The 18,715-nt window shown below is 41.7% G+C and carries 17 protein-coding genes; all 17 read left to right on the forward strand.

Translation table 11 applies throughout. From position 1 onward, the window contains the following. The 17 genes from AOX59_RS03255 (at position 1) to AOX59_RS03335 (ending at position 18,583) form a co-directional block, all read left to right on the forward strand. Positions 1-375, forward strand: coding sequence for a hypothetical protein (locus AOX59_RS03255; protein WP_068441769.1), 375 nt, complete (start codon positions 1-3; stop codon positions 373-375). 131 nt (positions 376-506) lie between these two features. Then, positions 507-728, forward strand: coding sequence for a hypothetical protein (locus tag AOX59_RS03260; protein WP_068441772.1), 222 nt, complete (start codon positions 507-509; stop codon positions 726-728). Positions 729-759: 31 nt separating this feature from the next. Then, positions 760-1,788 carry a conjugal transfer protein gene (locus AOX59_RS03265; RefSeq protein WP_068441775.1) on the forward strand — a complete coding sequence of 343 codons (1,029 nt, stop codon included), beginning with the start codon at positions 760-762 and terminating at the stop codon, positions 1,786-1,788. Between the two features lie 34 nt (positions 1,789-1,822). Further along, entirely contained in the window at positions 1,823-2,047 is a 225-nt protein-coding gene (locus AOX59_RS03270) for a TcpD family membrane protein (RefSeq protein WP_068441778.1), read from the forward strand. Positions 2,048-2,103: 56 nt separating this feature from the next. Then, entirely contained in the window at positions 2,104-2,601 is a 498-nt protein-coding gene (locus AOX59_RS03275) for a TcpE family conjugal transfer membrane protein (protein WP_169792852.1), read from the forward strand. A 24-nt stretch (positions 2,602-2,625) separates the two neighbouring features. Then, the gene (locus tag AOX59_RS03280; protein ID WP_068441785.1) at positions 2,626-5,217 is read left to right on the forward strand and encodes an ATP-binding protein; all 2,592 of its coding nucleotides are present in this window, start codon (positions 2,626-2,628) and stop codon (positions 5,215-5,217) included. Between the two features lie 21 nt (positions 5,218-5,238). Then, on the forward strand, positions 5,239-5,832 hold the full coding sequence (locus AOX59_RS03285; RefSeq protein WP_156418626.1) for a hypothetical protein: 594 nt from the start codon (positions 5,239-5,241) through the stop codon (positions 5,830-5,832). 114 nt (positions 5,833-5,946) lie between these two features. After that, positions 5,947-8,235: a CD3337/EF1877 family mobilome membrane protein gene (locus tag AOX59_RS03290; RefSeq protein WP_068441790.1), complete on the forward strand. Its 2,289-nt coding sequence runs from the start codon at positions 5,947-5,949 to the stop codon at positions 8,233-8,235. Positions 8,236-8,280: 45 nt separating this feature from the next. Continuing rightward, positions 8,281-8,967: a hypothetical protein gene (locus AOX59_RS03295; protein ID WP_068441794.1), complete on the forward strand. Its 687-nt coding sequence runs from the start codon at positions 8,281-8,283 to the stop codon at positions 8,965-8,967. A 17-nt stretch (positions 8,968-8,984) separates the two neighbouring features. Beyond that, on the forward strand, positions 8,985-10,061 hold the full coding sequence (locus AOX59_RS03300; RefSeq protein ID WP_068441797.1) for a peptidoglycan DD-metalloendopeptidase family protein: 1,077 nt from the start codon (positions 8,985-8,987) through the stop codon (positions 10,059-10,061). Positions 10,062-10,330: 269 nt separating this feature from the next. Then, the gene (locus AOX59_RS03305; protein ID WP_068441800.1) at positions 10,331-10,999 is read left to right on the forward strand and encodes a hypothetical protein; all 669 of its coding nucleotides are present in this window, start codon (positions 10,331-10,333) and stop codon (positions 10,997-10,999) included. A 266-nt stretch (positions 11,000-11,265) separates the two neighbouring features. Further along, complete coding sequence (locus AOX59_RS03310) at positions 11,266-12,372, forward strand: replication-relaxation family protein (protein ID WP_068441803.1); 1,107 nt, start codon at positions 11,266-11,268, stop codon at positions 12,370-12,372. Beyond that, the gene (locus AOX59_RS03315) at positions 12,369-12,596 is read left to right on the forward strand and encodes a hypothetical protein (RefSeq protein ID WP_068441806.1); all 228 of its coding nucleotides are present in this window, start codon (positions 12,369-12,371) and stop codon (positions 12,594-12,596) included. Before AOX59_RS03310 ends, AOX59_RS03315 begins: the two co-directional genes overlap by 4 nt. Positions 12,597-12,832: 236 nt before the next feature. Continuing rightward, positions 12,833-14,584 (forward strand): amidohydrolase, encoded by a 1,752-nt coding sequence (locus AOX59_RS03320; RefSeq protein WP_237049366.1) that lies wholly within the window; start codon positions 12,833-12,835, stop codon positions 14,582-14,584. 105 nt (positions 14,585-14,689) lie between these two features. After that, a complete protein-coding gene (locus AOX59_RS03325; protein WP_068441808.1) occupies positions 14,690-16,906 on the forward strand; it encodes a type IV secretory system conjugative DNA transfer family protein in 2,217 nt (738 codons plus the stop codon). A 118-nt stretch (positions 16,907-17,024) separates the two neighbouring features. Next, on the forward strand, positions 17,025-17,870 hold the full coding sequence (locus tag AOX59_RS03330) for a S1 RNA-binding domain-containing protein (RefSeq protein ID WP_068441811.1): 846 nt from the start codon (positions 17,025-17,027) through the stop codon (positions 17,868-17,870). Between the two features lie 14 nt (positions 17,871-17,884). Continuing rightward, the gene (locus tag AOX59_RS03335) at positions 17,885-18,583 is read left to right on the forward strand and encodes a hypothetical protein (protein ID WP_068441817.1); all 699 of its coding nucleotides are present in this window, start codon (positions 17,885-17,887) and stop codon (positions 18,581-18,583) included. The last annotated feature ends 132 nt before the right edge of the window (positions 18,584-18,715 follow it).

An 18,715-nucleotide genomic window follows, 5' to 3' on the forward strand; every position in this document is an offset into this window, starting at 1 on the left:
ATGGCAACCAACTGGAAAAAACGCTATAGTTTCCGTCTAACCGGTGACGACACAGCAATTTATGAATTCCTGGAACAATTACCCAGCAATAAACGCAGCGAGGCTATTCGTTATTTGTTAGGGATTGCGGTTAAATATCTACATGTGGAACAAAGCCGGCAACATGAATGTCAACAAATTATACAGGCATTAAACGATATAAAAGCCGTACAAACCGAACAATATGAGCAATTGCGTCATCAGTTCAATGAAGGCATATCTCATACTGCAGAGAAGCGAAAGGAGAAAGAAGCAAAAGGCGATATGAGTGAGCAGGCTGTAACCGATACGGCTAATGCCTTTCTATCGTCATTTGGAATCAGTAGTGATGACTAATCAAAAAAACAAAATATGTTTTATGGGTTGCTCTGTCTTGGTTCAGGACAGAGTATTTTAATTTTTAAAGGGGGGGATGTGGAAAAACCAAGCATTGCTCGTTTTAAAAACTATAGGAAGGGGGATGCAGCTTGATTCGTTTTTTTCTTGCACTGATATTGGGGATCTTTTTATTTCTCATTGTCGGAAGTCTTGTGCTGGAAGAATTTCCGGCAACACAGCCACTTTGGGAGGAATTTAAAGAACAGGTTGTGCAGTTATACAACATGTCATTAGTCCGTTATGGTGCAGTCACAACCATTGTCATCATTATTGCCATTTTTGTCGTGTTTGGCTCAAACAGAAAACTGTAACGTTTCTGTCAGGAAAGGAGAGGTTAGCTGAATGAATAAAATTCAGAAGAAGAAAAAGAAGCAAACAGGCGAAAGCCAAAAAGTTGGCTGGTTTGAGCGGTTTAAAAAGTTCGTGAAAGCTCAGCCCAAGAAGGAAAAGCCGCGACGTCCGAAAACTTATACCGTAAGAAGGATCGGCGTTTTCACGTTTTGGGCTCTTTTCGCGTTTATGTTGCTTGTTGTATTCATAACGGTTACATCGAGTCCTGAGTCAGCCGAAACCCGTAACGAAAAGCAAGCGGAAGTTAAACGAAACCCGGCAACAAAACCGGCAGCCATTCAATTTGCTAAAGAATTTACCCGTGATTATTTTAAATGGCAGCCAACGAATGATGGCTGGAATGACCGAAGTAAGCGCCTAACCAACTATTTGGCTGAAGGGTTGGATGAACAGGCAGGTCTCGTAACGGAAAGTTTGGAATGGAATTCTGCCATTCAGGAGATTGCATATCAGAAAACCGATGAAATCACCGATAAGAAGTCCCACATTATCTTTAAGGTCAGTTCCAAAATGAAAAAAAATAAAGAAACAAAGGTGGTCACGAAGGACTTTGTAGTGCCGGTTGTTCATAACGGCAGTACTTACGGTGTGTATGAACTCCCATTTGTGACACATCTGAAAGACGGGACAGATGTCGAGGCAAATCGTGATTTCAATCAAACAAATTTAGCGTCCATTAATGATAACGGAGAAGTTGAAAATATAGAAGCCTTTCTGGAAACCTTTTTCAATAGCTTTGTTCAGGATTCAGAGGACCAGTTAAGCTACATGCTGACGGATAAAACGCATCAGAGTGGATTAAACGGGGCTCTGAATTTCAAAGGCGTTAACAGTACGGAGGTCTATGAAGGGAACAAGGCTGGTCAATACTTCGTCATCTCGGAAGTCATGTTTGAAGAACCAGTTACGAAAATGCAAATGAATTCGGTTTATAAGCTAGTGGTTGAGAAAAAGGATGATCATTATGTGGTATCCAGACTGAATGCTGAACAAAAAATCAAAGAAAAACTATCTGAATAAATAAACAGTCGATGTATGGAAAGGAGAGGAGTTCATGTCATTAGAGTCATTCTTCAACTGGTTCACAGATGAACTGCAATATGTACTGTTTATTGTCGTTCTGGTATTGCTTCTCGTAGCTGTTGCAAAGCGGGCCTGGATATTTGCGGTCGGTGTGCTGATTGCCGGTGCATTTATTGGGATTTTTGTCCTGAATCCTGACTCGATTTTAGCTTTATCAGAGTGGTTCAGTGATAAATTAAACATTGGCGGTGATTAAATGACCGGCAGTCAATGGGAGGGACAGTTACACAGCATGACTGTCCCTCTTAATTGGTGATCATCAACCATATGAAAGAAGTGATAAACGTGGAACCCGAACAGGATCAACGCATACCCTTATATGTATTAAATAATTTTTTAAAGTTCGATCGTAAGTTATATCAGTTTTTTGGTGTGAAATTGGGGAGACCGATTCCTTTTAAAGGCGTCCTTTATTTTCTGGTATTTGGCGTGATGGAAGTTATCTGGTATGTCACACCGGTGTTGGGCAAACTGATTCACTGGATTCCAACGGGTGTATTGATTGCTTTACCGATAATTCTTGCATGGCTGATAACAGACGTTGGCACAGAAAATCGCTCTCCGGTGGCTTTTTTTCGTTCGCTGTTCTTGTATCATATGCGCAGATGGCAGGGCGTTACTTTTAACCGAGGTAAAGCTATTCCCCGAGAAAGGCATCATGTTTTCCGTGGTTATTACACCCATGGCATCAAGAGAAATGAATTTAAACCAAGAAGCTATCGCTATAAAGGATTTGTAACATATAAATAGATTCAAGCAGAAGGGAGTTAACAAATGAGGACCAGTATTTTAGAATTTCCGATAAAACATGTTGAAGATAATCTTGTTTTTGCCGACGATCAAACGGTTTGGGCCTATTATCGGATTGAGGGATTCGGATATGACTTTTTGGATTTCGATGATAAAATAAAACCATTCCAGCGTCAATTGGGATTTTTAGCCAATAATGGGCATGATTTACACTTTATCATTGATCCTACACCGATGAATATCAGCGGTATCATGAACCAGACGAAACAGGAAATGAACCGGTTGGAATACCCGTTAAAACAAAACGGTCTTCACTTTATGCAGCAAGTGGAGAGCCAATTGAACAGGCAACGTACCATTAACGAGTCCGGCGAATATGTTCATTATTTGGGTGTTCAACTGGATCCAGCCCAAAACAAAATACAATCCATGAACATGGGAAACTCAGCCATTTATCAGTTGAAAAACTTCCTGCAGGGATTAAGTTCTCCGGTTTATCATGCGGTTGGATTAGCTCCTTATGATATTCCGGTTGAGGTTATTCGAGCGTATCAGCAACAGGCCGAAGGTTTGATTGTGAATATGATCAATGGGTTTTCGTCCATGGTGAAACCTGCAACAGCATCTGAAATCATCTACCTGGCCGAAAAAGCATATTCCGTTTCCACTTCCAATCAGGATGTGCAGTACCGGGAAAATTTCGGGTCCGGTGATAAGGTGGAAGGGGTAGATGCCAGAAAGCAAACACATGAAGCCGTTCGTCCTAAGGAAAAAGCGTTTGTTGATTTGCAAAATGCCAATATTGAAGAGGTCGATCCGAAAACATTATTATCAAGTAAAATCATCAATAATGAAATAGAAGAACTATATACCCAGTACGTTATTTGCAGTAACATGGAGGATATAAGCATGCATCCTGGTTTTGAGTGGTTGTATCATCTGCAGTCCCGAATGCCCTTTCCGGTCAGTGTTTCTATCCGCGCAAACTATCAATCTAACAGATCGGTACGCAAAAAACTCAGTAATGCCCGGTTGGAATTTAAAGATCAAAGGCAGGAAGCAGCAAAAGGTAATGAAAACGTGGATTTGAGTATCAATGAATCGGAAAGTGGTGCTGTCCAAATGGAAAATTACTTTAAACAGACTGGACAGCCCGCCTATAGTTGCTCGTTTGTTTTTAAAGTGAGTGCCAAAGATAAGAAAACGTTAAATACCCGTGTGGAACAACTAACCGATGAATTATCCCGATTTGGGTTATCTGTTCTCCCGCCATACGGTGAGCAATTGAATCTGATGATGGAAACTATACCTGGTTCAAAAAGCTTTATGAACGATTATCAAATGCATGTGTCACCTAATATTTTAGCTGGCATGATGTTTGGGGCCACCACCAATATCGGTGACAATCGCGGATTTTATATCGGCTATACGAAACAGTTTCAAAAGCCGGTGTTTATTAAACCGGATCTTGCAGCTAAAGCTTATGAGAATCTAAATAATGTTTTTGATTCCATTTCAGTCCTTGTGGCCGGCATGACCGGTAAAGGAAAATCGTTTCTGATGAACCTGTTTGTTTACCTTGCTACTTTAACGGGTTCACAGGGATTGATTATTGACCCGAAAGGTGATCGTAAAGAATGGTTGAACGGACTCCCTTATATTCCCGAAGAATCCATATCCGTCTGGGAGATGGGACGTGATGAACGGGATGCTGGTTCACTAGATCCATTTCGAACAAGCACGAACCTTGAAGAAGGAAAAGACATTTGCATGGATATCCTGTCCCATTTGGTGAATGTGGCTATTGATGATGATGCGTATACGCTATTAAGTGAAGCGATTGAATCCGTATCAAAACAGGAAGATCCTTGTATAGGTGCTGTGATTACGCACTTGCAAAACCTTTATGAACACAAAAAGGATAAAATGACATCCGTTCGTTATGCATCCGTCGAAAAATTAAAGAGTACGCTGGAAACGTTACGACGTAATCAATTGGCCAAATTGCTGTTTGGTGAAGTCGGCCAGGCGTATAAGGTATTAAAAACCGGCGTCCCGATTCAGGTGTTGATGGTTCAAAACTTAAATCTGCCGAGCAGTACAGCAAAGAGGTTACGACCGCAGCACAAAATTTCCGAGGCCATCATGATCTCGTTAACCGCATTCACTAAACAGTATATGTTTAATCAGGACCGTATGCGTCACAAGTTTATTCTTCAGGATGAGGCCAGTGCGATTGAACGAAGCGCAATGGGATCTGAATTGATGGATTTTATTGTACGAATGGGGCGTTATTACAACACGACACTGATCAAAGGCTCGCAAAATGCTTCTGACCATGGAAAAGAAGTCGCCAATATGGGTATGAAATTCAGTTTTGGCTTACGTAAGACTGAAGAAGCTCAAGAGATGTTAAATTACTTTAACTTGCCGCAAACCGAAGAAAATATCGATACGTTAAAAAATCTCGGGCGTGGGGATGCGCTATTCCAGGATATATTTGGTCGTTCGGCTGTTATCCATGTCAATCCGGTATTTAAAGATCTGTTAGATGCCTTTGACTCCTCAACGTCGACCAAGGAAGAACGCGAGAGGGAGTTGAGGCAGACTTCCTAAACTGACGAAGGGGTGAGTAGATTGAACAGGAAATTGATGGGGTCGTTTTTAATGGTTGTTAGCTTACTATTGATGGTAGGTTGTTCTTCCAACAGTGATGCGAGTCCGGAAGAGAAAGAAAATGCTGATGTATTTAATGAAACCGACAAAATTGTACAGGAATTTTATCAAGCGGGCTTTGAGTTAAATATTCCAAAAGTCTATTCAATGCTTTCGCCGGAAGGACAGGATAAGCTTGAAAACGAAACATATGTAACGGGGATTGTGAAAGACGATGGCAGCAAGCTTCATGCACAGGATATGATTCAAGAGGAGGATTATCAAAATTACAAAGATAAGTATTCCGATCAATTCAAGGACTTTGACGAATTGAATGAAGGCTACGAAATTCGTCGGTACGATTCTGTTTATAACGAGGATTCTAAAGAGGTTATTTATTATGTTAAACCTTGGAGGGGTTCCAAGTTTGAAGATGGAGATTCCAATTTCATTAGTATAAAGCAAAATGAAGATGGAGAATGGGAAATACAAGAGTTTATAGACAGTATACCTGAAGCTGTAAACGACAAGGATTCAGGGACGGTTATCCATCCTTATAAAGAAACTGAAGAATAGAAGGCTGAGAGTACGGATGATTGTAGAAAACCGAATAAGAAAGGAGGCCAACAGCTGAAATAATCCCTTTTTTTAAGGGGTTATTTTTTATGCTTAAAAATGAGGAAATTAACCTTGAAGCGGATAACAAAAATTGCTTTGATAATGGTTCTGTTAAGTATTGGAGGTGGATTTACCCAGCCCATTCATGCTGATGATGAGCAAACAATTAAGGGAGGGGAGGAACAGTTAGGTGATTTCAAAGAAGGTGGTGAGTCACATTATCACTTGGATGCTGTCCCTGAGGATTTAAATGAAAATAAAAATTTTATAGATAATATAAAAGGCAATCTTTGGTTTCTAAACTCGGATGAGATCACTCAAAAAATGAATGAAATGTTCAATTATATTGCAAATATAGCATTTGATATGAACATTCTTATGACCAAATTTATGTTGTTTTCCCTGGATTTCGCTTACAACTTTAATTTTATCAACACCATTATTGAAAAATTAAATGAAATCATGGGGGAAATTACAGGGATAACCGGAAACGGTAATATTTCTAATTCCGGTCTGTTTGGGAACCTTGCCATATTTACAGCTGTATTTGCAGTGATTTATGCAGCGTTCCTTATGATCTGGAAACGGTCCATGGTTGCGTCAATAGGGACAATTTTTCAAACCATTTTGGCATTAACAATCGCCATTTTATTGTTCACGAATTATTCAGCCTTTCTGTCCGGGTTAAATCAGGTTACAACACAAGCAAGTTCGCTAATATTAGCGGGGAATTCACAAGAAAGAGATGCTGGTGGCGGTTCACAGCCCATTGCAACAAATACGCCGACTAATTTAGATGAACAGAGCTTAAAAAATGGTATGAAGGACAATATTTGGGCTTTGTTTGTAGATCGCCCGTATCTGTATATGATGTATGGCGAGACGAATCTTGATAACTTAGCTCGAAGTGAAGAAGAAGCGGTTAACAGGGTGAATAACATTTTAAAACAACAGCCAAATTCAGAAGAACGCTATACAGCAATATCCAATGAATTAACAAATTATGATAATGATTATTTGCTCTATGATAATATCAGCACACGTTTATCTTTTACACCGATGTACTTGATGATTAACGGAGTTGTGTCCATTCCAATTTATTTTTTGGCACTGGCGTTATTAATTTTTCAGTTCTGGTTTATGCTGATAGCGATTTTTGCACCATTTGCACTTTTATTTGGCGCTATACCAGGACAGTTTAATGTTGTTAAGCGATACTTTATTGAGCTGGGATTGCCTTTGGTCCTTAAAGTGGTTGTTTCGTTTACAGCCTTAGTCATTTTTGCCATGTCTGATTTATTATATGAAGCTGATTTTATTGCTTCGGATAACGGTAATCCGTTTGTTGCTTATATAGCAGCTGCGTTAATACACTTTGTGTTGTTTATGCTTATTTTCCTACTGCGTAAACGCATCAAAAACATTTTTTCCGCCGGTTCGCAAAGTGTGCAGGAATTGCGAGAAGGCATGGGCGATCTTACGAATCCGTTGAAAAAAGGCATACAAGGGGCCAGTACCGGCACCGGGGCAGCGATTGGCGCAGCCGCAACAGGAGGTACTGGGGCGATTGCCGGCGCGACTGTTGGAAGTTCGATTGGAAAGGCGGCTACAGGAGATGGCAGTGCAGGTGATGTCGCCAAGAGCGGTATGCAAGCGCATCGTTCACAACAAATGGCTTCACTGAAAAAGACATCATCTGCAAATATATCTGAAGATCAACAGATCAATCATTTATCAGATGAGGGGGCTCAAAACATTGGTTCCTTCGTAGAAGATAAAAATATTGATACACATGGTCCAGAAGATATCATGAATACTTTCGATCGAAACCAAGTCGAACATGCGTCCTTGGATGATTTGGACGCAGCTCATGATCAAATAAAGCAACAAGCGGAACATGACGGTGAATTAAAAGGAGATTATGCAACATTTTTAGCTAACCGTGTTAAACAGAAACAGGAAGATAGGGAGTTGAATCGTCAATATCAAAGCCTCACGCATTTACAGAAATCTGACCAACCAAAAGCTGAATCAACGTCTCAAAAGGAAGGGGTTGGTCATGCGTCTCCTAAAGCTAATAAACCGGCAGACAAACCAGTTGGTAAAGATGCCGAAACACGTAAACCAGCTATGTCATCGGAACCAATCAATCCCAGTCAAAATAACAAACAAAATGAGGATCGGTATAAGACAAGTGCGCCGATGGAAGACACATCAGATATGTATGTGAGTGATAGACACGTTAATGATTCAACTAAACCAGAAAGTGATATAGCAAAAGTTGATGATGAGAAACCTGATTTAGCTTCTTTAGAAGCATCGATGCCACCTGAGCAGGATAAATCAAATGAAAATGGCTAGTCGAGGTGAAGATAATCCACTTTTTATGAAATGGGGTGAAGTTGTGTGAGTCCTAAAATCAAAAATAAGATTATTTACAGCGTGATGGCGATCGTCATTGCGCTGTTTATTTTTGCTATTTTTGTCGGCAATCATGCAAAACAACAGGAGGCAGAGGGGAAATCAGAGGCTTATCAACCAGAGCAAGATGAGCAATCACAGGCGGTACGGCAATACAGCGCTGAGGCGGAACAAACACACGAAAATAAAGAGGCAAACAATGAACCAATTTCGGAACAACATAGGAAGTTAGACATTGAAATTCCTAAAGCAGAGATGCTGGAGAAATCGGAAGGTAAATATGATGATTACTTTTCGAGGGAAGAGATTGAAAAATCCCGTGAAACAGCCAGGCTTTTCACAAAAAACTTTTACGAACTTAACGGTGAAGAATTAATGTCACATGTGAAGAATGCTGAACCTTATATGACGGCTAACATGTATCAGACTTTAATCGAACAAACACCGAGGCCAACAGCTGCCGTCTATAACAAAGAAGTGGAATCACTTGATGTTTATGAACCCTATGACCTAAGTAAAGAACAGTTGATATGGAAGGTTCACGTGAAAGGGAATGTTTATGACAAGAAAGGCAATAAAACAGCAGATGAACGTAAGGACTTTACCATCAAAACAACGAAAGTCGAGGGAACATTCAAAGTGGAAAATTACATGTTGAATGTTCCTTTTTAGTTGAGGATTAAAAGCCTATGCAACCGATGAAATTAGTTTTTGGCTCGTTAATTGGCCTTGTAATCGTTGGTGGTATGCTCACGATTGGTATTTTGGGATTCGTTATCCTGTTTATCACAGGATTTGAATTTGGTGATGAAGAAATGGCATTTTCAAATGCGCCTTCAAAAATTGCTGAAGAGGAAATACCTGAACAATTTATTCCGATTTATAAAGATGCCGGGCAGCAATACGGTGTGCCATGGTTATTACTGGCTTCGATACACCGTGTGGAGACAGTATTTTCATCCATCGAAATGGTGTCCCCGGTTAACGCACAAGGTCATATGCAATTTGTCCCATGCAGCTGGCTAGGCTGGGAATATCCGCGTTGCGAAGGACTGGGAGGGATTGACATCCCGCAAGCTATTAAAACAGATCCCGAAAAAATTGAAGTATATGGTGGATTCGGTGTGGATGCCAATGGCAATGGCAAGGCAAGTCCGTGGGAGGAAGAGGATGCCATCTTTGCAGCTGCCAATCATTTGTCCGGGTATATTGATGGTAACAAGGGGCTGCGGGATGCTCTGTTGGCCTATAATCATGCCAATTGGTATGTGGAGGATGTGATGCATTATTATCAACTATACAATGATGGGTTTGCAGCAAAAGATGGGGGAATTGTAGAAATTCACGGTGATAAGGCCTGGGTGGTTCCTCATACGAAAAATCTTACCTCGGGATATGGAAATCGAACCATGAATGGCGAACAGGATTTTCATGGTGGTATTGATGTAGCAGGCGGCAATGACCGGGGCCAGCCGATTGTGGCCTTTAAGGACGGAAAAGTTGTTGTATCGCAGGATAACACTGGTGGTTTTGGCGATTTGGTTGTTATTCAGCACGGTGATGATATGCTGACGTTCTATGCTCACTTGATGGAACAAGGTGTTCCGGCGGGAACGGAAGTCAAGGCAGGACAAGTGATCGGAAAAATGGGAACATCGGGGCATTCGACCGGCGTCCATTTGCACTTTGAAGTTCATGTCAAAAAAGAAAAAGGTTTTGAGCGTGTGGATCCCATGCCATATGTAAATAAATTTTTGGGTAGTTAGTAAAATGTCTGACGTTAAAAAGCTATGAAAGCATTGATACGGTGGAATATTATAATAAAAACGTCTGACGCTGATGGTTAGCAACGTCAGACGTAAACAAAAGGGGTAATTCTTAGTATATCAAAATTCCGCTAAATAATGTCAGACGTTAGAGGAAAATTTATGATGCCATTCTTGAATCGTCTGACGCTAATAAATTGAAATGTTAATACATCTTTGTTTCAAAGTTCAAATTAACGTCTGACAATGATGAAGGAGGAATATATTTGATGAAATCACACTACCTTGACTTACTTAAAAGCGTCGAAATGTTTAAGGAAGAAACCATGCGGCGGTTATATGAAGAGAAGCTGGAAGATATGAACGAGGCGGGACCAGGCAGTAACCCTTTAGCCAAAGCCACACCGCTTATGGTCAATGGTTATCCCGTTTTTCAGTTTTCGTATGACGGAATGCTGCCGTTATACAAAGAGGATGACAGGGATTATGCAGCCATGGTACGAAATTATTATCAGCGCATTACGTTTGAATCCTATAACTATACCGATGTTAACAACCGATTTGGTCGAGCTGTAATCATCATACAACATTATTTCAATGATAATGTTATTCGAGATCTGGACAACAGGAACCGAAAGTATATTATTGACGCCATACGCCATACAGGGCTTGTTAAGGATGATAATTGGAAAGAGCTCTCGATTATTGAGGAAGGATTAGTCGATAAGCAGAACCATATTCAGGTTTATTTGCTGGCAGACGAAAATAAGATTAACTTCTTAAGGTATCTCGAAAAACATCAACATCACTTAAAGCAGATTCCGGATGTAGGGCAACGAAGCGAAATTGAGAATGAATTGAGACAGCATAGTCGGCCAAAAGACAAAAGCGCGTTTGCAAATCAGAAACAGTCGTTTCATGAATTATGGGGTGAATAGATCAATGTTATACATCATTTTGACGGTGTTTTTTTATGTATAATATTAACGTTTTTTTCAAAACCTGATATTTTATTCAACTAATTGATTGATGTTATACATGGAAGATTCCTTTAATCCAGTTAACAGATAAGCCATGTTGCAAAAGAACACGAATTGAATGGACCAAACCATTTAAGCGAAGTTTTGTAGAGTCAGTACGGAGGACACGCAGAAATGACGAAACGAAACAGCCCTCACACGAACAGAAAAAGGCAGGTGACTATATGCCTAAAACCAAAAAGCAGGTCATCAAACGCCTGCAGCCATTGGATATTCAGATACTCAAATATTTATATGATTACCGGGCACTTAGCACTGAACAGATCAGCGAATTCCATGACATGACGATGCCCTACACTTATCGCAAACTAAATATCCTGCGCAACACTGGCTATATTAAGTCAGAACCAATACGCGGCTATATCAAAAGCCAAAGCCGGCAGGGAAACTATCACCGCATCAGCGAGACGGGCATAGCCTGCTTGCGAAAGCAGGGCTATCCTGTTGAGCGTCGGGCGGACGACTTACGCGTCAGACGATTCCACCTGCCGTTTGTCCTCTCGACCAACAACATTCTCGTCAAACTCGAGCAGGTAGGATGGACGGTACAGGACAGCCGGGACGTGAAGCGGCAACATAACTTGAACCGCTCCAGCAACGTGCAGGGCATCATCACGAGCCCGGCCGGTCCGGCATTCACCATTTACACATTCATGCACAGCACATCTGCCAAAAATCTGGAGAAAATCATCCGGGAGATTGACCAGCATCGTTCCGATGTCACAATCCAAACAGGCCAGCGCCATTTTGACGCCTATGCCTTCTTTGCCAGAGGACAGGAAAGCTATGATCAGGTTGTGAACCGCCTGTTAGACAGCCGGGCCATACGAGAGTGCGAAAGCCTTAAAGTTTTTCCACAGACCTTCGGCATCGAGTACCTCTCAACATTTCTTGCAAGTGAAACAGAGCTGCAAAAGGAACTGGAAAATCAATATCAAAATAACCTGAGCTTTATGCCCGACAATACAGAGTTTAAGGGTGTAGGCCACCCGGATGGTCTCAACCAAATCGTGCAGTACCAGGACGAAGAAATGTATTTCATCAACCTGCTGGATACCGATCTGGTCAAAATCAAACACATCATGCAATACCGCAAAGACCGGTATGAGCGGAACGGACGCAAGGTACTTGTCTTAACACATCCGGGTCTGCGCCCTAAACACGAGGAACTGCTGCAGCACGTGCATCACGTTGACTTTTTGGACGTCAGCACAGACTTTATGAATAAAGGTTTATTACCAAAAACCAATGAAATGGAGGTTCACAAATGATAGCAGAAGAGAAAAGCGCTTATCCGACATATGAAATCATGCCGGAGCTAAAAACGATAACCAGTCTTACGTATTCCGAGCAATTCTTGAATCATGAACTGGAAACATTCCAGCCAAAGATACAGAAACGAATGTTGAATGCCATGAAAACGCTGATGGCAGATGAAATGGCTTATGTATTATCTGTTGAGAATTTGAAGCGAAATAAACCTCCTAGTGAATAACACGTTAGGGGGGTAAAAGACCTCAAATGGAAAAGTACCCTTCCTTGTTTGAGAAACGTCTATACAATATGTCAAAGGTACCAGTTTGTTTTCTTTTATTTGAACCAAAATATGGATATACAAAAAATCATCCAATTGGTAATCTTATTGTAAGAATTTTTAATTTATCAAAAAATCAAACGAAAAGGAGATGAGTCATTAGAAAGAAAAGTAATAAAAATGAGGGAGGACGTCAATTGAAAAACCCATTAATTCTTCTTACAACTTTAGGGGTATTATTAATTTTGATTATCGGATGTGAAGCCAGTAATGATCAGGATGATGCCGATGCTAATCAGGAAAAAACAGGAGATAATCAAGAAAAAGCGGAGGGTAGTGAAGAAAAGGCTGAAACAGTATATTTAAATGGGAATATTTATACGGTAGATAATGACTTTTCAAAAGCAACTGCAATGGCAATTAAAGATCGTAAACTAATCTATGTTGGGAATGATGAGGATGCTGATAAGTATGTTGGTCCAGATACAAAAGTTGTTGATTTAAAGGAGAAAACGGTAATTCCGGGTTTGAATGATGGGCATATTCATTACACGTCACTGGGAACTAATTTGCTTGAAATTGATGCCTTCAATAAACCTAAGGAAGAAATACTGAAACTGGTACAGGAAGAAGCAAGTTCGCTTGAACCTGGAGAATGGATATTAGGGCGGGGATGGAACCACGAACTATGGCCTGATGAAAAGTTTCCTACGAAAGAGGAGCTGGATCAAATCGCACCTGATAATCCAGTGGTACTTACAAGGGTGGATGGGCATTCTATTTGGGTCAACTCCAAAGCATTAGAAATTGGCGGCATAACCAAAGAAACTCCCAATCCTCAAGGGGGTGAAATAATTAGAGATGGCGAGGGAGAGGCAACAGGAGTTCTTGTTGACGCTGCGCGCAGTTCTGTTACGTCCGAGATTCCATCTTATAGTAGAGAAAGGATTGCAGAGGCGCAGATGAAAGCACAACAGCAATTATTTTCAAATGGTATCACGAGTTCTTCCGACGCCGGTGCTGATTTACAAGAAATCGACATTATGAAAGAACTTTACAAAAAGGATGATTTAAAAGTCAGGTTAAATGTAATGATATCAAACTCCATGGGTGAAGTTGGCGAGGGGCTCGCCTATTACTTTGAGAACGGACCGGAAGTAGGTTTATTTGATAACCGTTTAACGGTAAGATCCGTAAAACTTATGGCGGACGGAGCATTAGGGTCAAGAAGTGCAGCATTAATGGAAGATTACAGTGATCGTCAAGGGCATGAGGGGAATTATCTTTACTCTGATGAGGAAATTTATAACCTTGTCAAAAAATCTCGTGAGAATGGTATTCAAGTAGCGGCACATGCAATAGGGGATGGTGCAGTTCAACAAGTAATAGATGCATATGAGAAAGTGTTAAGCGAGAATCCACTGGATGACCATCGCTGGCGAATAGAACATTTCCAAATATCTAATCCAAGCCAAATCGAAAAAATCGCTGAACTTGGTATTATCCCATCAATGCAGCCCACACATGCAACGTCAGATAAAAATATGGCTGAGGATCGCCTTGGCTCAGAAAGAATCAAATATAGTTACGCTTGGAGAAAAATTATGGATGCTGGATCCCATATTATTGGTGGTTCAGATGCTCCGGTGGAGTTAATCAATCCTTTCCACGGAATATATGCAGCTGTTACAAGGATGGACCGTGACGGAAATCCTCCTGGTGGTTGGTACCCAGAAGAAAAAATGACGAGGGAAGAAGCTCTTAGGTCTTTTACAACCTGGGCAGCAGAAGGAAGTTTTGAAGAGGATATAAAGGGTAGTTTGGAACCTGGTAAACTAGCTGATTTTATTGTTATTGATAAAGACATTATGGAGATTCCGGAAGAACAATTGAAAGACATTAAGGTGCTTTCCACAGTTCTTGGTGGGGAAGCTGTATACGAAAAATAGATGACCGGAAATAAACATTTAAAGTGCCACATTTAATAAGAGTAATACTTCATAGTACCGTTTCAGGCGGTACTATTTTTATGCAATTTCAAAGAGGTGATAATCATGCTTATAACAATAGCCATTCTCGGCTTCATTCTGGCCGTTACCGGAATTACACTCATGTTTCAGGAAATAGTTATCCCACCCCCGCTGCTGATCGCAACTGCAGGGGGTGTTTTAGTATTGCTTTATTTTTTGACGAGAGCATCCAAAAAGACAAATCCAAGCAAGGTAAACCGGCTTATGTCCTTTACTATCACATTGTTTATTGTCTTAACCATGGGAAGCTTTGCATTTGATCTCTGGCAATGGGAACAGATGGTGACCGGGGAGTTCATGATGAAATTGACACTCGTCTTATTTGGGATCCTCGGATTCTATTTGAACATCATGGTCATGCGTGCAGAATCCGCCTATCGCAAAAAGCGGGGAAACCAGCGAATCAAGGAACAGCCGGAAGAGGGGTATACGGAATATAAAAAAGACTTGAAGCAGTCAAAAAGTAAAAAGAGTGATGACATTGTCACGGTGCTGGGCAACTCCCTGGAGCATCGTGGTGTACCCATTGTATGGAAAGGCAAAGACATGTTCACCCACATGCTGGTGGTTGGCGCCACGCGTTCCGGCAAAACCGCATCCGTCCTGGAACCGATGATCTATCAGCTGCTGCTGCAGAAGAAACAGGGGAAGAAACTGGGCCTATCGGTCGTTGAACCAAAGGGTGAGTTCGCTGAGAAAGTGAAAGACTTCTGTGATGAAATGGACATCCCCTATATTTACATTGACCCCACCAGCCCGGATACGGACAAATTCAACCCCATGGAGGGCAATGTGGAAGATGTGGTGGAAGGTACCGTCATTGTCCTGCGCGGCTTATTCGGCAAGCAGGACGCTTTCTTTGCCAATGTGCAGGAACTGGCAGCCCGTAACGTGACACGGCTTCTCAAAGAACTGAAGGGGGATGATGTGGACCTGATGGAAGTGCTGGAAACGTTGAGAGATTTTGAACTCCTGCAGAAACGGACCAGTGAACTGAGGCAGCGGGACGGGGAAACGGACCTTGTACACTCCATCGAGCACGAACTGCTCGGCAGCATGGCAGAGAAATACAAACAGTTTGTCATTGGCTTACGGGCACAGCTGGAGAACATCACCAGTAATGAACTGCTGAAAAACATCATGACCGGTAAAAGCGACCTGGAAGTCGATGAACATTTTGCCAATGATGGCGTTTTGATTGTGAACACTGCCCTTGGCACACTCAAAAAGGCCGGGGATGCATTTGGACAGTTTTTAATCATGCATCTGCAGAATGGCACTTTTCGCAGACCGGGAACGGAAGACACCCGGACGCCGCATTTCATGGTTATTGATGAGTATAAGCGCTACATCAATCCACAGGTGGAGATATTTCTGTCGCTCGCAGCATCTTATAAGGTATCAAGTATATTGGCCTCCCAATCACTCGGCCAATTGGAAGTGGAAGCGGGTGATATCAGCCCCCGTGCCATGAAACAGGCGATTATGACCAACTGCCGGAACAAATTATGCTTTAACGGCATCGGCTATCAGGATGCGCAGGAATTTGCGGATGAATTCGGCAAGGACAAAATCATGTTAAGGCAATCCACCTACAAACACCGGATATTCATGCCAAACCTGTTCCCGGACTCATATCGGGATACGGAATCAGAAGAATATCGGTTTGATCCAACTGACATCATGGATAACCTGCCGAAATACAGTTTTATTCATAAAGTCATGTATGAAGCGGCCATGCAGAAACCGTCTCTGGCAAGAGGGAATCTCGTGCCAGCTGATTGGAGGGAAAAGAAAGAATGGGAAGACAAACGTCTATCGCTAAAGTTAAATAATATCATGAAGAATGTGGGAGCGGGAATCATAAGGCAAATAAAGCGGGTTTCAACATACGGAAACAAACATCAAAAGCCAACAAAAGACGTTTTATTGAAAACTGCAGCAACGGAACCAATGCAAGCAGAAACAGTTTTAAATGACTCTAGCGAAAATACAGCTGAAGGACTGATGACACGACAGCAATCAAAAGGTATTTCAGAAAGCACTAAACAGCCTGAAACAAACACAAATGAGAAGGTGGAATCATTACCAGTCAGCCAAACTGATAAATTAAATCAACACGAACCGAAGCCAGAACAACCAGAACCAATAAATGAACAAAGTTTGAATGAAGAAATCAATCAAAACAGGGATAAGGTGAAGACAAGACAAAAAGCATCAGGCGATGGTTTTTGGGATTAGTAAGTCACTCGGGTTCAGCCAAGGGATTGATATGGAGGCAATCCTATAAAAACGGGGTTGCTTTTTTATATAAAAATTTCTAGTAGGATGAAAAATCATTTTAAAGGAGCGATCAACAATGGCGGAAGAATTAAACGAAAACGTGATGATTGAAGGATTCGACCCAGCCAAAATGGTGGACCAAGAACAGGATCACAGTATGGAAAACTGGATGACCATTTACGGGGCATATCAGAATAGCAAAATCCTCTATGCCTCGATCTCAGGCATTGAAAAAGTCGGACCGGATGGTGAAGACAAGAAAGCCTGTGCTGTCGTTCGTGTCGGTTCCATCCGTGGCCTGATTCCACTGGAGTTCACCGGCGCGGAAAATTTGCGGCATCTGCGTGCCATGACTGGACAGGATATCGCGTTCATGGTACTCAATTACGATCAGGAGAATGGGCTGTTTACCGGTTCCCGAACTAAAGCCTTGGAGAAGATGGCGGACATCACCCTCCGTAAAATTGAGGAAGGGGATGTGATTCCCGCCGTTATCCGGCATGTTGGCGATGATTATATGCTGGGAGACATTGGCGGCATCCAAATATTTCTCCCGATTTCGGAAATTCGATTTGGGTGGATTGATGATTTGCATGAGGAATTCAAGGAGGGGGATGCGCTGAAGGTTAAAGTCACGGCGATTGACAAAGAAAAGAAAGATGTACAAGTCAGTGCCAAAGCTCTGCAGGAGAATCCATGGCCGGACTGCGTCACACGGTACCAGAAAAATGGGGAATACGTCGGGACAGTTTCCGGCGTACGGGAATATGGCGTTTTTGTTCGTTTGGAGCCGGGAGTGGATTCCCTGTCCAGCCACTTGAAATTTCAAAACGTCCGGAAAGACGACCGGGTGCTGGTACGCGTTGATAACATTAATACGGAAAAGGAACAAATCAGAACGCGTATCACCCGTGTTTTATAAAGGGGGGATAAACGATGTTAAGTCCATTTTCAATCGAGCAGCCATGGTCATTGCACTGGCAGCGGCTGCCGTCCAATCTGAAGACCATCCATTATGTTAATGATAAGTCCCCTAAAGAATGCGCGGCCCTGGATGCGATTGCTGAAGTCGGAATAATCGGCGGAAGACAGCTCGCCCGAATATTCCGACTGCCCAAAAAGCGTCAGAAACAAATGGTTCGAGAGCAAAAGATCGTTCGCCACGAAGTGCATGTGAACAAACAGATTATTCCTGTTTATACCTTGGGGCAAACGGGCGCTGTCATCACAGACGTCCCTTATGAACCGAATTATTGGGTGGTGTATCAAATAAGAGACGTGTTAAAACGTGTTTTGTTTTTTGAGTTGTATCAATACTTTCATGAATCAACCATTATGCCGGCGCCGGAACCTTTTGTCGGTGCCATCGAATTGAATGGAAAACCGTTTTATATATACGTTTCGCGTGGAGACGTCCAAGACTTATTAATGTATTTAAAGTGGAAAGGCCGTTCCTTTAGTGAACGTCTGATTGTCATCACGGAATCAATGAAACACATTGAGCCACTGAAAATGTATGCAGAAGACATGAAGTTACGCGTAACAACCGATCAGGATTTAATGGCAGGCAAAACGGAAATTCAAAACGTGTTTTATTTTCTGGGTCAACAAGGTGAATTTGTGAAAGAAGCATAATTATGGATTAACCATTCAAGGTGCAGCTTAACACTTTTTATGGGGAGACAATGATAGCGGCTATATGCTCAAGTGGTGTTTTTGACAAATTTAATTATTATGTTAATATGAACATGTTCTTTAAATGAACGT

The organism is Lentibacillus amyloliquefaciens, assembly GCF_001307805.1.
Taxonomy (GTDB): Bacteria; Bacillota; Bacilli; order Bacillales; family Amphibacillaceae; genus Lentibacillus; species Lentibacillus amyloliquefaciens.